This window comes from Methylosinus sp. DMC45 (genome assembly GCF_056313885.1).
Genome location: NZ_JBQUZK010000035.1, coordinates 106,502 through 121,482, shown reverse-complemented (window position 1 = coordinate 121,482; position 14,981 = coordinate 106,502). Strand labels below are relative to the sequence as shown.

Here is a 14,981-nt window from a genome sequence, read left to right as displayed (position 1 = left end):
ATCGCGCCGAAGGGAAATGTGGATTGCGTCGTCGCCCACTGGTGAAAGCCGGCGCCGAGCCGTCTCCGCTTAGCAAAATCTGTGACATAATTGACACGGGTCAAGGAAAAGCTTCTCCGTGGCGCATCGGCTCGATTGCCCACGCCTTCGGCTGCGCGTAGCTTCTGCGCGGGAAGGAATCTTTCCCGACGGCGATTGGTGGCGATGCGTCGATTTTCTCTCCGTGGCTTGCTGGCGGCGGTCGCTTTGGCGCTTCAGGCGCTGAGCGCGGCCTATACGCTCGGCGTTCCGACGGCGACCGCGCATGGCCGCGGAGGCTCCGCCTATTGCGCCGCGCTCGACGGAAGCGTCGATCGTCGCGCGCCGATCAGCGGCCACAGGGACGCCGGCGCCTGCATCGCCTGCCAGAGCTGCCTCGCCGGCTTCTCGCCCTTCCTTCCCTTTTCCATCGCGGGCCATGCGCTCGACCGGCGCAGCGTCGGCGAGGCGGAATGGACCTTCGGCCCGAGCAATGGGCTCGGCTTCGGCCTCTCCCAGGCGCAGCGCGCCCGCGCGCCTCCGGCCTTTTCCTGAAGCGATAGCGCCACGGTCCTTCGGGCCGGCGGCGTTTAGCTCGCGAGGCGTTTTCGCTAGAGCGCATGGCGCTTTTGCCGGAGCGCGACTTCTCAATCCCAGATCACCGTCGAGACTGCGCGCGCCGGCTCCATGAGAAGCCGCGGCCGCGGCATGTCCGAAAGCGCCCGTCCGAAGGCGCAGGAGGAAAAAATGACTCGTCACCATCTGCTGCGCGGCGCCTCCGCCTGCGCGCTGGCCTTCTCGCTCGCCGCCGCGACCGCGCAGGCGCAGGAGGCGCTTCCCGGCATCGATATCGCCGGCGTCCAGAACGGCGCCGAGGGACAGGCGCCGGCTCCGGCCGCGGCCCCGATCCGCCGCGCTATACCCGACAACATCCCCGCCGTGGTGGAGAGCGTCACCCGCGCCGACATCGACCGCACGGTCAATGTGATGACCACGGCCGAGACGATGAAATATCTGCCGAGCGTGCTGGTGCGCGAGCGCTTCATCGGCGATCGCAACGGCATTTTGCAGACGCGCGTGAACTCGCCCATCGCCGGCGCGCAGAACCTCGTCTATGCGGACAATATTCTGCTCTCCAATCTGCTCGGCAACTCCTTCAACACGGCGCCGCGCTGGGGCATGGTGTCGCCGGGCGAGATCGACCGCATCGATCTCGTCTACGGGCCGTTCTCGGCGCTCTATCCCGGCAACTCCATGGGCGGCGTGATGGCGATCACGACGCGCATGCCGGAGAATTTCGAGTTTCACTTCTCGGGCAACGCCGGCCTGCAGCCCTATTCGCTCTATGGCTCCAAGGAGACCGATCTCGCCGGCGACATGAATATTCTCGTCGGCGACAAGATCAATGATTTCTCTTTCTGGGCCAGCTACGACCGGCTCGACGCGCAAGGGCAGTCGCAGACCTTCCCGGGCGGCAATGTCAAATCCGGCTCCGGCGCGCGCATTCTCGGCGGCTACGCGGACATCGATCAGGCGGGCAATCCGCGATTCGTGGGCGGCGCCAATCAGGCCGACCATTCCGAGCAGCACATGGGCAAGATCAAGCTCGACTATGAGCTCGCGCCCAAAATCCACGCCGCCTACCAGCTCGGCTTCTGGTCGCTCGTCGACAACACCCGCCCGACGACCTATATCCGCGACGCGAATGGCGTTCCGATCTACAACACGCAGAACGGCAATGTGCAGGTCGGCAACGCCGTCTTCCCCTTCACCGTCAATCCGAGCCATGGCAACGCCTCGCATCTGATGCAGGCGCTTTCGTTCAAGTCGGACACCAAAGGCGTCTTCGACTTCGACTTCTCGGGAACCTCCTATAATTTCCTGCGTGACTACAACAATACCGCCAAGGCCTATGGTCTCCTGCCCAATGCCGCGGGAACCGCCTATTCGATCGATCCGCGGGGCTCCAACACCAATCAGACCGGCACCTTCTGGCGCACCTTCGACGCGCGCGGAATCTGGCGCCCGGAATGGACCGATCTCGGCAAGCACGAGGTTTCGATCGGCGCGCATTGGGACCTCTACTCGCTCTCGCAGACGCTGACCAACACCAATGTCTTCACCGATAATTACTACTACTCCATCCAGGCGATAAACTACGGAAAGACGGAGACGAAAGCCGTCTATCTGCAAGACGTCTGGGAGTTCGCGCCGAAATGGAAGCTGACCTTCGGCGGTCGCGAGGAGTTCTGGAGCGCCTTCGGCGGCGTCAACAACACGCTCGGCCAAAAATACACGCCCGGCTTCGCCGGCTGGCCGCCGTCGCTGGTCACGCCGCCCTATCTGCCGTCCGTCGCCAAGCCGACCTTCTCGCCCAAGGCGGCGATCGAATATCAAGTCTTTCCAGACCTCAATCTGCGTGGCTCGGTGGGGCGGTACTATCGCTTTCCCACTGTGCTGGAGCTGTTCCAGAACATCGCCGGTCCCAATTCCATCTCGATCAGCAACCCGGATCTGCAGCCGGAAAGCGGCACCTCCTATGATCTGACTGGCGAATATGTCACGACCAATGTGTTCGACGGCCTCATCGGCGAGGCGCGGCCGCGCGTCTCGCTGTTCATGGACCATCGTTGGAACGCCATCGTCTCGCAGACGGATTTCTCCACCGGCGTCGGCGTGACGCAGAACTCCAATGTCGGAAAGGCGATCTTCCGCGGCGTCGAAGGCGCCGTCGTGCTGAAGGACGTTGTTTGGAAGGGCCTCGACTTCAATGGCAGCGTGACCTTTACCGACGCCAAGGTCGTGTCCGACTATCAGCAGCCCTGGGTGCAGGGGATGCAATATCCGCGCATTCCGCGCATCCGCATCCGCGCCGTCGCCTCCTATGCGCCGACCGACGAGTTCTCCATCTCGGCGGGCATGCGCTATGCGACGGGCGCCTTTGTCAGCCTCAACAACTCGGACTTCAACCATAATAATTACGGCAGCGTCGACAGCGAATATCTCGTCTTCGACGCCAAGGCGACCTATAAGATCGCCAAGGAATGGACGCTCAACGCCGGTATCGACAACATCGGCCGGTGGAAATATTACGTCAATCCGAACCCCTATCCGCAGCGGACCTATTTTCTCGGTCTGAAATACGACTTCGGCGGCCCGGCTTCGGGCATGTTCTCCGATGTGAAGCTCGGCGCCAAATAGCCGATTTGCAATGAAGGCGGGGGAGGGGATGCTGCGGCGCATCACATTCCCCGTCGCTCGCTCTCTTGCCCCGCGGGGTGAATTGCGACAGACTCTCCCCTCATCGCGGGCAGGAGCTTTCATGCGTCGGAATTTGACGAGCATATTGCTGTTTTCGTTGGCGCTGGCCGTTCAGGCCCTTGCGCCCGCGACGGCAGGGCTCGCCCATTCCGCGCTCGTCCCGGGGCAGATTTGCGCGACCGTCGCCGACGCCTCCGGCGCGGCCTCGGCCGCTCCGATCGGCCATGCCGATGTCGGCCCCGGACTTTGCGATCTCTGCGCCCTTTGTTGCGGCGGCGCGGGACCTTTGGCGGCGCGGCCGGAAATCTCGGGCGTCGCCTCGCAGGACTGGGCGGCGGCGCAATGGCCGGCGCCGGTCGCGCGCGCCGTTGTTTTCGCCCCGGATCATGCGCGGCGCGCGCGGGCGCCGCCTCTCTCCATCTGATTTTCCAACCGAATTCGACCGTCCGCGGGAGCGGGCGCCGATCATCGCTTCGAAAAGACGATGCGTCGCCAAAACGGCGCGGGGAGGGGAAAAAGTGTTTCGACTTTCAATGAGCGATCGCGCCGGGGTCGGCGCATTCTTTCGGGAGTTTCTGCGCACGCTCGCCGGCGAGCGCCGCGCCTTCGGCGTGTTCGAGACGCGCGGGGCGTTCGTCGTCCCTGCCGCGGCGCCGCCGGCCGAGCGGGAGCCCGAGCCATCGCCGGCGCCCGTGATCGCCGCGCGGCGCAGCGGCCGTCTCATCGACCTCGAGCGCCGCGCGAAATTCGGCCAGTTCTGACCGTTCAGCCGCGCGCGGCGGAAAGGCCGCGCGCCAGATCGTCGAGGAGATCATCGGTATCCTCGAGCCCGACCGAGAGACGCAGCAGCCCATCGCCGACGCCAATGAGCGCCCGCGCCTCTGGCGTCAGCCGCTGATGCGTCGTCGTCGCCGGATGGGTGACAAGGCTCTTGGCGTCGCCGAGATTATTGGAAATCTTGACGATTTTCAGCGCGTTGGCGAGGCGGAAGGCCGCCGCCTTGCCGCCCGCGACGTCGAATGTCACCAACGTGCCGCCGCCAGTCATCTGCCGCCGCGCCAGCTCAGCCTGCGGATGATCGGCGCGGAAAGGATAGAGAACGCGGGCGATCTCCTTCTGCCCGGCGAGGAAATCGGCGATCTTCGCCGCGCTCGCCGTCTGCTGCGCGATGCGCAGCGGCAGAGTTTCCAGCGCCTTCAGCATGGTCCAGGCGTTGAAGGGCGACAGAGCCGGCCCCGTCTGGCGCAGGAAATTATGGATATTCTCCTCGATCAGCGCCTGCGACGCCAAAATGACGCCGCCGAGGCAGCGGCCCTGGCCGTCTATGTGCTTGGTCGCCGAATAGACGACGACATCGGCGCCCAATTCGAAGGGCTTTTGCAGCAGAGGCGTGGCGAAGACATTGTCGACCACGAGCCGCGCGCCCGCCTCATGGGCGATATCGGCGATGGCGCGAATGTCATAGACCTCTAGGCCGGGATTGGTCGGGCTCTCGAGGAAGAAGAGCTTGGTCTCCTTGCGGACGGCGGCCTTCCATTGCGCGAGGTCGGCCCCATCGACCAAGGTCGAGGCCACGCCGAATCGTGGCAGCAGATCCTCCACCACATAGAGGCAGGAGCCGAACAGCGCCCGCGCCGCGACGATATGATCGCCGGCGCGCAACTGCGCCAGCAGCGCGGCGGTGACGGCGGCCATTCCGCTCGCGGTGGCGCGCGCCGCCTCGGCGCCCTCGAGCAGGCACATGCGCTGCTCGAACATTGCGACGGTCGGATTGGAGAAGCGCGAATAGATGAAGCCCGGGTCCTCGCCCTTGAAGCGCGCCTCGGCGGCCTCCATCGTGGGGTAGGCAAAGCTCTGCGTGAGGAACATCGCCTCGGACAGCTCGCCGAATTGCGAGCGCAGCCCCCCGCCATGCACGAGCCGTGTCGCGGGGCGCAGTTTCTTCTCGTCGTCGCTCAACTTTGGTCTCCCCTGCGGCGCGCGGGGCGCGCCACGGCGACAAAAAAGCGGATTTCACGAGGAAACCCGGCCTTTTAGCGCCTTGTTTTACGTGGCGGCAAGCCGGCCGGCTCAAAGAACCACGCGTTCTTTTAACAGAATGAACCGAAGGACGCGGCCAAGTCAACACTGGCCGGCGTCCTCGGCGCATCCTTGCGGCTCGCCGATTTTGTCGCCACTAGAACACGATGGCGTCCCGCGTGTAAGGTCCCGCGACGACAGAACCGTTGTGATAGGAGTTTCGATGGCGTCCGCCGCCCATGGCGTGCTCTCCTGCGAGCAGATTCGTGAATTGGCGGCTTCCGGCGCGATCGTCGCGACGCCGCCGATCGAGGAGGGCCAGCACCAGCCGGCGAGCCTCGATCTGCGCCTCGGCCCGACGGCCTATCGCGTGCGCGCCAGCTTTCTGCCCGGCAAGCGTCGCAGCGTCGAGGCGCTGCTCGCCGAGCTGACCTATGACGAGATCGACCTGCGCGACGCCGGCGCTGTGCTCGAGCGTGGCTGCGTCTATGTGATTCCTCTGCTCGAGAGCCTCAATCTGCCGGAGGATGTTTCCGGCGTCGCCAATCCCAAGAGCTCGACCGGGCGGCTCGACATCTTCACCCGCCTCATCACCGACGACACCGAGATTTTCGACCATGTCGCGGCCGGCTATCGCGGGCGGCTCTATGCGGAGGTCTCGCCGCGCAGCTTCAGCGTGCGCGCGCGGCAGGGCTCGCGGCTCGATCAGCTGCGCCTGCGCCGACGCGCCGCCGCCGGCGAGACGACGCTCTCCGACGCTGGGCTCGCGGCCGAGCACGCCCGCGCGCCGCTCGCCGATGGCGAGCTGACGCTGCGCGACGGCGTGATCTTGCGCGTCGCTCTGGACGGGCTCGGCGATGTCGTCGGCTATCGCGCGCAAAAGCATACGGATGTGATCGATGTTGATCGCGTCGATCATTACGCCATAGAGGATTATTGGGAGCGCCTCGCGCCGCGCCGCGGCAAGCTCATCCTCGATCCGAACGAGTTCTACATCCTCGCCTCGCGCGAGCGCATCCGCATTCCCTCCCATCTCTCGGCCGAGATGATGGCGATCGACCCCGCAATGGGCGAGTTCCGCGTGCATTACGCCGGCTTTTTCGATCCAGGATTCGGCTATGGCGCGCAAGGCCTCCCGGGCAGCCGCGCCGTGCTGGAAGTGCGCAGCCATGACGTGCCTTTTATCTTGGAGGATGGGCAGGTCATCGGCCGGCTCGTCTATGAGCAAATGGCCGCCGAGCCGAAGATTCTCTACGGCCAAGGCGGCGTCTCGAATTATCAGGGGCAGGAGCTGAAGCTCTCCAAGCATTTCAAGGCGCCGTGAGCGCGACAGCGCGTCACCTCGCTTTTTGTCGGGAAACTGCAATAATTCGATGAGATCAACGAGCGCTGCGCCGCGTCGGCGGAGCGTCACGCGAGCCGCGCGCGGCTTCGCCCGCTGAAGACGCACGCATTTCGAACGCTAGATTCGAGACAATGGACAAAGGCATGACCGAGGCCCGCTCCATCGTCGACGCCGCCGGCCTCGAGGCTCTGCTCGAGGCTCTGCGCGGGCAGGGCTATGCGCTCATTGGCCCGACCGTGCGCGACGAGGCGATCGTCTATGACGAGATCGCCTCTCTGGACGACCTGCCGCGCGGCGTCGGAGACGAGCAGGACGGCGGCCATTATCGGCTGACGCGCCGCAATGACGAAGCTTTGTTCGGCTATGTCGTCGGCCCGCAATCCTGGAAAAAGCTGCTGCACCCGCCCGTGCTGCGCCTGTGGCGCGCGCGGCGCGAGGGCGACGAGCTGCATGTCGAGGCCGAGCCGGCTCGCGTCGAGAAATTCGCCTTCATCGGCGCGCGCTCCTGCGAGCTGCACGCCATCGCCATTCAAGACCGCGTGTTCCTCGGCGGCGATTACGCCGATTCGCATTATCGCGCGCGGCGCGAGGACGTCTTCATCGTCGCGGTGAATTGCGGCGTCGCCGGCGGCGCCTGCTTTTGCGTCTCGATGAATACGGGGCCGAAGGCGACCACAGGCTTCGACATTGCGCTCACAGAGATCGTCGCAGGAAGCTCCTTTCTCGTCGAGATCGGCACGGAGGCGGGGAGGGCTCTCCTCGATTCTCTGCCGCATCGCGCGGCGAGCGCGAGCGAGACAGAGGAGGCGGAGGCTATTCTCGCGCATACGGCGGCGAATATGGGTCGTAGCCTCGAGGCCGGCGATGTGCGCGAATTGCTGGCGCGCAATCTCGATCATCCGCGCTGGGACGATGTCGCCGCCCGCTGTCTCGCCTGCACCAATTGCACAATGGTTTGCCCGACGTGCTTTTGCACCAGCGTCGAGGATGCGAGCGATCTCACAGGCCTCGAGAGCGAGCGCTCGCGCCGCTGGGATTCCTGCTTCACGCTGGATTTCTCCTATATTCACGGCGGCAGCGTGCGGCAAAGCGTCAAATCGCGCTATCGCCAATGGATGACGCATAAGCTCTCCACTTGGCATGACCAGTTCGGAAGCTCCGGCTGCGTCGGCTGCGGACGCTGCATCGTCTGGTGTCCCGTCGGCATAGATTTAACGGAGGAGGCGCGCGCCATTCGCGAGAGCGACGCGCAGAAAGGCGCGACATGATCGAGAGCATCGAGCATATCGTAAAGGAGCATCGCTTTTTCGCCGGCATGGATGCGGGCTTCGTCGCGCTCGTCTCCGGCTGCGCGAAAAATGTGCGCTTCGATCCGGGCCAATATCTCTTTCACGAAGGCGACAGCGCGGATTGGTTCTTTCTGCTGCGCAATGGAAGCGTCGCCATAGAGCTGCGCGATCCGGCGCGCGGCTCCGTCACTGTGCAGACGCTGCATGAGGGCGATCTCTGCGGCCTTTCCTGGCTCGTGCCGCCCTATCGCTGGACCTATGACGCGCGTGCGATCGATCTCGTCCGCGCCATCGCCGTCGACGCCGCCTGCTTGCGCCGTAAGAGCGAGGCCGATCCACGGCTCGGCTATGACATGATGAAGCGTTTCATGCCTCCGCTGGTCGAGCGATTGCAAGCCGCGCGAATGCAGATGATCGACATTTATGGCGCCCATGGCTGACGCATTTTCCGCGGCGAGCATCGCCGATCCCATGATCCCGCGCGTCGCCCGCGTCGCGAAGCGAAAGCGCGAGATCGCGGATGTCGTGACCCTGGAGATAGAGGGCGGCGCTTTCGATTTCGCGCCGGGGCAATTCAACATGCTCACCGCCTTCGGCGTCGGCGAGGCGGCGATCAGCGTCAGCGGCGATGCGGCCGATAGCGCGCGGCTCGTTCACACGATCCGCGCTGTCGGCGCCGTCTCTCGCGCGCTCACGGAGCTGCATGTGGGCGAGCCGATCGGCCTGCGCGGACCCTTCGGGCGCGGCTGGCCGATGCGCGAGGCGGAGGGGCGCGATGTGATCGTCGTCGCCGGCGGGCTCGGCCTCGCGCCGCTGCGACCGGCGCTCTACCGCCTCTTCGCCGAGCGCGAGAAATATGGCCGTATTCTTCTTTTATTCGGCGCGCGCAGCCCGGCGGATATTCTCTTTCGCGATGAGCTGGAAGCTTGGCGTGGGCGGCTCGACATAGAGGTGGAGGCGACGGTCGATCACGCGCGCGGCGATTGGCGCGGCAATGTCGGCGTGGTGACGACTCTGCTGTCGCGTGCGCAATTTAACGCCGGCAATGCGCTCGCCATGCTCTGCGGACCGGAGATCATGATGCGCTTCGTCGCCAATGCGCTGCTCGAGAGGGGCGTCGCGCAAGAGCGCATCTATCTTTCCATGGAGCGCAATATGAAATGCGCGATCGGCTGGTGCGGCCATTGCCAATTCGGGCCGGTCTTCATCTGCCGCGATGGGCCGGTGTTTCCCTATTCGCAATTGCGCGGCCTCATCGCGAAGAAGGAAATCTGAGCATGAGCGCGACGCATCATCGGACGTCATCCGCGCCGCGGCTCGCCGTATGGAAATTCGCTTCCTGCGACGGCTGTCAGCTCAGCCTGCTCGATTGCGAGGACGAGCTGCTCGCCGTCGCGCAGGCGCTCGATATCGCCTATTTTCCAGAGGCGACGCGCGCGCCGATCCGGGGCAATTACGATCTCTCGCTCGTCGAGGGCTCGATCACCACACCGCATGACGCCGAGCGCATACAGGATGTGCGGCGCCGTTCGCGCGCGCTCATCACCATCGGCGCCTGCGCGACATCGGGCGGCATACAGGCGCTGCGCAATTTCGCCGATGTGCGCGACTATGCGTCGATCGTCTATGCGCGGCCGGATTATATCCATACGCTGGCGACATCGACGCCGATCTCCGATCATGTGAAGGTCGATTTCGAGCTGCGTGGCTGTCCGATCGACAAGGGCCAGCTGATCGAGGTGATCTCGAGCTTTCTCGCCGGCCGCAAGCCGACGACGCCGTCACATAGCGTCTGCCTGCAATGCAAGCTGAAGGGCAATGTCTGCGTGATGGTCGCGCATGGGACGCCTTGTCTCGGCCCCGTCACCCATGCGGGCTGCGGCGCTCTGTGTCCTTCGTATGATCGCGGCTGCTATGGCTGCTTCGGCCCCGCCGAGACGCCCAATGCGCCATCGCTCAGCGCGCGTCTCTCCGCGCTCGGCATGGATGAGGAAGCGTTGCGGCGCGTCTATCGCACATTCAACGCGCAGGCGGAGGCCTTTCGCGAGGAGAGCGAGCGCCATGACGAGTAGAACCATTTCCGTCGGCGCGCTGGCGCGGGTGGAAGGCGAGGGTGGGCTCGAGATCGTGCTGCGCGATGGCGTCGTGCAGAGCGCGGCGCTGACGATTTTCGAGCCGCCGCGCTTTTTCGAGGCGCTGATGCGCGGGCGCGCCTTCACCGAGGCGCCGGATATTGCCGCACGTATTTGCGGCATTTGCCCTGTCGCCTATCAGATGAGCGCTGTGCATGCGATGGAGGATGCGCTCGGCGTCACCGTCACGGGTCCGCTGCGCGATCTGCGGCGCCTGCTGTATTGCGGCGAATGGATCGAGAGCCACATGCTGCATGTGCATATGCTGCATATGCCGGATTTTCTCGGCTATGCCGGCGGCGTCGACATGGCGCGCGACCATGGCGATATCGTGCGGCGCGGGCTCGCGATCAAAAAGGTCGGCAATGAGATCATGACGCTGGTCGGCGGGCGCGAAATTCATCCGATCAATGTGCGCGTCGGCGGCTTTTATCGCGCGCCGCGCAAGCGCGATCTGCGCGCGCTGGCGGAGCGGCTGGAGCGCGCGCTGGAACAGGCGCTGCAGGTCGCGCGCTTCGTCGCCGGATTGGATTTTCCCGATTGCGCGCGCGATTACGTCTTCGTGTCGCTGCGCCATGGGGACGAATATCCTTTCAACGAGGGCCGCATCGTGTCGAGCCGCGGGCTCGACATCGCCGCGCGCGATTTCGAGGCGCATTTCGAGGAGTTCCACGTCCAGCGCTCGACCGCGCTGCATGCGCGCATGCGCCATTGCGACGCGCCTTATCTGGTCGGCCCGCTCGCGCGCTATGCGCTCAATGCGGATGTGCTGTCGCCGCTGGCGAAGCAGGCCGCGCGCGAGGTCGGCCTCGAGGCCGTCTGCGTCAATCCCTATCGCAGCATCATCGTGCGCGCGATCGAAACGGTCTATGCGCTGGACGAGGCGTTGCGCATCATCGCGCGCTATGAGGAGCCGGATGTCTCCTGCATCGCGATCGAGCCGCGCGCCGGCCATGGCCATGCGGCCACCGAGGCGCCGCGGGGCATGCTCTATCACCGCTATCGGCTGGAGTCGGACGGAACCATCGCGGACGCCGTCATCACTCCGCCGACCTCGCAGAATCAAGCGATGATCGAGGAGGATCTGAAGCGCCTCACCGGCGCCTTTCTGCATCTGCCGGAGGACGAGCTTCGCCATCGCTGCGAGCAGACGGTCCGCAATCACGATCCCTGCATCTCCTGCTCGACGCATTTTCTGCGGCTCGATATCGATCGGGGCTGACCTTGGGGCGCCGCATCCTCCTTTGCGTCGGCAATCCCGATCGCGGCGATGACGGGGTCGGCCCCCGCGTCGCCGCGCTGTTGCGCGAATCGGCCGTGCAGGACGTCGTGGAATGCCGCGGCGAGGCGGGCGACATCCTCGCGGCGCTGGAGGAGGTCGGGGAGGCGATCATCGTCGACGCATCCTTCTCCGGCGCGCCGGCCGGGATAGTCAGGCGTTTCGATCTCGCCGCCGAGGGCGCTCCGCTGTCGCTCGATTTCGGCTGGTCGAGCCATGGCTTCGGCCTCGCCGAGGCGATCGGCCTCGCGCGCGCGCTCGGCGCGCTTCCGCCTGTTTGCGTTCTGTTCACGATCGAGGGGGAGAGCTTCGCGCCGGGCGCGCCCCTTTCGGCCGCGGCGCAGGCCGGCGCTGCGGCGGCGACCGCGCGGATTCTCGCGGATTTCCCGCCGAACGCGCGCTCGGACGGCGCTGCGTTTTCCCCCGCCGGAAAACGTGTCCCACCTTGCCCACAGAGCGGAAAAACCCTATAGGAATAGCTGTCTTCAGGCGGTACGCGGGCGTAGTTCAGTGGTAGAACGACAGCTTCCCAAGCTGTATGTCGTGGGTTCGATTCCCATCGCCCGCTCCATTTTGCGCAGTCTGTTTCAACAGCGCTCGCTTTTCGGCCGCCTCGCTCATATGCGTCTTCCATTCGCATGGCGTAGCCGGTTGGAAAGCACCATGCGGATCGTGTGACTATGGCGGATTGTCTCCCGACTTTGCTGCTGATGAATTCTGCCGTGTTCGCGGTTCTCGGCGCCTTTCTCTATCTCGTCTGGCGCGAGGATCCTGAGGCCGCGGAATATCGCTGGTGGTGCGCGGCGCAGCTCATGATCAGCCTGGGCGTCGCTCTGCTGTCCTTTCGTGAATCCTATCCGCTGCTCGCGATCGGCCTCGGCAATGCGCTCACGCTCTGGGGCGTCGGCCTCGTCTGGGGTGGGTCGCGGGTTTTCAGCGGCCGTCTCGTGGACATGCGGCTCGTTCTGGCCGGCGGCGCGATCTGGCTGCTCTTCTTCTCGCTGAGCGTCGATTCGGTCCGCATCGTCGACCGCTGCGCCATTTCGGCCGTCTATGCTTTTCTGCTCGCCGACGAATTCTCGTCAGTGCGTCGGCACAGGACGCGCACACAGCAGGCGACGATCGCGCTCGCCGCCGCGCATGCGTGCTTCGGGGCCGTGGTGGCGGTCATCGTCGTCATGCTGATGGCGCGCGGCGCTCCTTTCGATCCGAAGCCCTTCGTCATCTCCGTCGCGCTGGAATCCGTGAGCTATGGGCTGCTGATGGGCTTTGCTCTGCTGGCCGTGACCAAGGAGCGGGCGGTCGCGCGGCAAAAATTCATGGCGGCGACCGATCCTCTGACAGGCCTCTCCAATCGGCGCAGCTTCGATCACAACGCCGATGCGGTGATTCGCAGCTCGCGCGGCCAGGGCGATTCGGCGCTGCTCATCTTCGATCTCGATCGGCTGAAGGCGATCAATGACAGCTTCGGCCATTCGATGGGCGACCGCGCGCTGACCACTTTCGGCGAGGTGGCGGCCAAGAGCATTCGCAACGAGGATTTTCTGGCGCGCATCGGCGGCGATGAGTTCGCGCTGCTGCTGACGCGGGTCGACAGCGCGCGGGCGGTCGCCGTCGCCGAACGCATTCGTTCCGCCTATGTTTCCGCGGCCGCGGCGCTCGGCGACGGATTGTCGTCCGTCAGCGTCGGCATCGCGCTTTCCGATCAGGAGACGAGCGATCTCTCCGCGCTGAAGGAGGCCGCCGACAAGGCGCTCTACGCCGCGAAATCCGGCGGCCGCAATCAGGTCTTCGTGGCGCAGGCGTGAGGCCGCGGCTCACCGCGCCTCGGCGCGGGTCAGGCCGCCCATGCGCTCGATAAAGCCGGCGATCGTGTCGAGCCCGATATTCTCCTTCAGATTGGCGAAGACGAAGGGCCGCTCGCCGCGCATTCGGCGCGCGTCGCGATCCATCACCTCGAGCGAGGCGCCGACCAGAGGCGCGAGATCGATCTTGTTGATGACGAGAAGGTCCGAGCGCGTGATGCCGGGGCCGCCCTTGCGCGGAATCTTGTCGCCGGCCGAGACGTCGATCACATAGATGGTGATATCGGCGAGTTCGGGGCTGAAGGTCGCGGCGAGATTATCGCCGCCGCTCTCGATGAGAATGAGATCGAGATCGGGGAATTTGCGGTTCATCTCGGCGACGGCGGCGAGATTCGCCGAGGCGTCCTCGCGGATCGCCGTATGCGGGCAGCCGCCGGTCTCGACGCCGACGATGCGCTCGGGCGCGAGCGCGCCGGAGCGGGTGAGGAATTCGGCGTCCTCTTTCGTATAGATGTCATTGGTGATGGCGGCGAGGCGATATTTGTCGCGTAGCGCTTTGCACAGCCGGTCCATCAGCGCCGTCTTGCCGGAGCCGACCGGACCGCCGACGCCGACGCGCAAAGGGCCGTGGGGAGAATGGGGCGCGGTCATGAGCGGAACAGCCTCGTATATTGCGTTTCATGGCGCATGGACGCGATGTCTATGCGCAGGGCGGAGGTGGCGAGCCAATCGGGCGGCGTCGTCTCGGCGGCGCGCGCGGCGCGCATGATGATGGGCGCGAGCGCGGCGAGCGCCAGCAGCCCGTCGGTCTGGCCGAGCGGAATGAGCCGCACGCCGGCCGAGACGAGATTGGCGGCGAAGGCGTGAGCATAGGCGCGCAGAGCGGCCTCCAGCGGCGCATCCACGACCGCCGCGCCGACGGCGACGGGAAAGGCGATCTCGCCAGCGCGCCGCGCGGCGAGCGCATCGAGCGGCGAGCCAGGAAAAGCGGCGCATGTCGCGCGCGCGAAAGCTGCGCCTTGATGGCGCGACTCCAGCGCCGTCTCCGCGCTCGATCGCCAGGCGGCGGAAAGATCGGCGATCGCGTCCAGCGCGTCCGCGTCATCGGCGCGCGCCGCCCGCCATGCGGCGGCGAGGAAAACGAGATCGCACCAGCCGCCGCCATTTTCGAGCGCTGCGCCGATATAGGCTTGCAGGTCGTCGCGGCCACACAGATCGCCATTCTCGACCGCCCATTCCAGCCCATGGCTGAAGGCGAAGCCGCCGACGGGATAGGCCGGCGACAGGAACGTCAGCAGCGACAGCAGCCAGTCTCGCGGCTCAGCCATGTCCATGGTCGTGCGCGTGATGGTCATGGCGATGATGATCGTGATTATGATGATCGTGGCCATGCGCGGAATGCCCGCCATAGGCGCCATTCTCCGCATCGAAGGGCAGGTCGATCCGTGTGACGACTCCGCCCAAGCCTTCGACCATGTCGGCGATGACGGAATCCTCCCGAATGACGAGTCGATCCGTGAAAATCTGAATGGCGAGATGGCGATTGCCGAGATGATAGGCGAGCCGCGCGAGGCCCGCCGTTCCCGCTTCTATCACCAGAACCGGCTCCGGCTTGGCGACGACGCGGATCACCGAGCCGTCCTCGAGCGCGAGCCCGTCGCCCTCGCCGAGCCGCGCGGCCTCGGCGAGATCGAGCAGGAACGCCTCGCCCTGATCGCTGGTCAGGCTGCGGCGCCGGCGATGACGCTCGTCCCAATCCAGCGTCGCCGTCCCGCGTTCTCGCCCCTTGTCCCAGCTTCCGGCAGGGAGCCTGCTCGCTGCACGCATCGTCAC

At 65.4% G+C, this 14,981-nt stretch carries 16 protein-coding genes, 1 tRNA gene and 1 riboswitch; of the genes, 13 read left to right on the top strand and 4 right to left on the bottom strand.

Annotation, left to right across the window (positions count from 1 at the left end; genetic code table 11):
• Positions 1-204 precede the first annotated feature (204 nt).
• From ACT53T_RS08750 to ACT53T_RS08735, 4 genes are all read left to right on the top strand, one after another.
• Positions 205-573: a hypothetical protein gene (locus ACT53T_RS08750; RefSeq protein WP_400768366.1), complete on the top strand. Its 369-nt coding sequence runs from the start codon at positions 205-207 to the stop codon at positions 571-573.
• A gap of 192 nt (positions 574-765) precedes the next feature.
• Positions 766-3,219, top strand: a complete 2,454-nt coding sequence (locus ACT53T_RS08745) for a TonB-dependent receptor (protein WP_476160918.1) — start codon at positions 766-768, stop codon at positions 3,217-3,219.
• Between the two features lie 121 nt (positions 3,220-3,340).
• A complete protein-coding gene (locus ACT53T_RS08740) occupies positions 3,341-3,703 on the top strand; it encodes a DUF2946 family protein (RefSeq protein ID WP_476160917.1) in 363 nt (120 codons plus the stop codon).
• Between the two features lie 94 nt (positions 3,704-3,797).
• On the top strand, positions 3,798-4,040 hold the full coding sequence (locus tag ACT53T_RS08735) for a hypothetical protein (RefSeq protein WP_157234998.1): 243 nt from the start codon (positions 3,798-3,800) through the stop codon (positions 4,038-4,040).
• A gap of 4 nt (positions 4,041-4,044) precedes the next feature.
• On the opposite strand, the gene ACT53T_RS08730 is transcribed toward ACT53T_RS08735, so the two are convergent.
• On the bottom strand, positions 4,045-5,238 hold the full coding sequence (locus ACT53T_RS08730; RefSeq protein WP_476160916.1) for an O-succinylhomoserine sulfhydrylase: 1,194 nt from the start codon (positions 5,236-5,238) through the stop codon (positions 4,045-4,047).
• 54 nt (positions 5,239-5,292) lie between these two features.
• A riboswitch (SAM riboswitch) is annotated at positions 5,293-5,371 on the bottom strand.
• Between the two features lie 150 nt (positions 5,372-5,521).
• On the opposite strand from ACT53T_RS08730, the gene ACT53T_RS08725 reads away from it, so the two are divergent.
• The 9 genes from ACT53T_RS08725 (at position 5,522) to ACT53T_RS08685 (ending at position 13,151) form a co-directional block, all read left to right on the top strand.
• Entirely contained in the window at positions 5,522-6,622 is a 1,101-nt protein-coding gene (locus ACT53T_RS08725; protein WP_476160915.1) for a 2'-deoxycytidine 5'-triphosphate deaminase, read from the top strand.
• Between the two features lie 164 nt (positions 6,623-6,786).
• A complete protein-coding gene (locus tag ACT53T_RS08720; protein ID WP_476160914.1) occupies positions 6,787-7,911 on the top strand; it encodes a 4Fe-4S dicluster domain-containing protein in 1,125 nt (374 codons plus the stop codon).
• Complete coding sequence (locus tag ACT53T_RS08715) at positions 7,908-8,372, top strand: cyclic nucleotide-binding domain-containing protein (RefSeq protein ID WP_476160913.1); 465 nt, start codon at positions 7,908-7,910, stop codon at positions 8,370-8,372. The genes ACT53T_RS08720 and ACT53T_RS08715 overlap by 4 nt, the downstream gene beginning before the upstream one ends.
• Complete coding sequence (locus ACT53T_RS08710; RefSeq protein ID WP_476160912.1) at positions 8,356-9,207, top strand: FAD/NAD(P)-binding protein; 852 nt, start codon at positions 8,356-8,358, stop codon at positions 9,205-9,207. Before ACT53T_RS08715 ends, ACT53T_RS08710 begins: the two co-directional genes overlap by 17 nt.
• Positions 9,208-9,209: 2 nt before the next feature.
• On the top strand, positions 9,210-10,004 hold the full coding sequence (locus ACT53T_RS08705) for an NADH-quinone oxidoreductase subunit B family protein (RefSeq protein WP_400768346.1): 795 nt from the start codon (positions 9,210-9,212) through the stop codon (positions 10,002-10,004).
• Positions 9,994-11,286: a Ni/Fe hydrogenase subunit alpha gene (locus tag ACT53T_RS08700; protein ID WP_476160911.1), complete on the top strand. Its 1,293-nt coding sequence runs from the start codon at positions 9,994-9,996 to the stop codon at positions 11,284-11,286. Before ACT53T_RS08705 ends, ACT53T_RS08700 begins: the two co-directional genes overlap by 11 nt.
• 2 nt (positions 11,287-11,288) lie before the next feature.
• Positions 11,289-11,816, top strand: coding sequence for a hydrogenase maturation protease (locus ACT53T_RS08695; protein ID WP_476160910.1), 528 nt, complete (start codon positions 11,289-11,291; stop codon positions 11,814-11,816).
• A gap of 23 nt (positions 11,817-11,839) precedes the next feature.
• Positions 11,840-11,914, top strand: a tRNA-Gly gene (locus ACT53T_RS08690).
• A 109-nt stretch (positions 11,915-12,023) separates the two neighbouring features.
• A complete protein-coding gene (locus ACT53T_RS08685) occupies positions 12,024-13,151 on the top strand; it encodes a GGDEF domain-containing protein (RefSeq protein ID WP_476160909.1) in 1,128 nt (375 codons plus the stop codon).
• A gap of 9 nt (positions 13,152-13,160) precedes the next feature.
• On the opposite strand, the gene ureG is transcribed toward ACT53T_RS08685, so the two are convergent.
• The 3 genes from ureG to ACT53T_RS08670 are packed head-to-tail and all read right to left on the bottom strand — an operon-like array spanning position 13,161 to position 14,975.
• Complete coding sequence (ureG, locus tag ACT53T_RS08680; RefSeq protein ID WP_476160908.1) at positions 13,161-13,799, bottom strand: urease accessory protein UreG; 639 nt, start codon at positions 13,797-13,799, stop codon at positions 13,161-13,163.
• Positions 13,796-14,539, bottom strand: a complete 744-nt coding sequence (locus ACT53T_RS08675; protein WP_476160907.1) for an urease accessory protein UreF — start codon at positions 14,537-14,539, stop codon at positions 13,796-13,798. Before ACT53T_RS08675 ends, ureG begins: the two co-directional genes overlap by 4 nt.
• A complete protein-coding gene (locus ACT53T_RS08670) occupies positions 14,469-14,975 on the bottom strand; it encodes an urease accessory protein UreE (RefSeq protein WP_476160906.1) in 507 nt (168 codons plus the stop codon). Before ACT53T_RS08670 ends, ACT53T_RS08675 begins: the two co-directional genes overlap by 71 nt.
• Between the last annotated feature and the right edge of the window lie 6 nt (positions 14,976-14,981).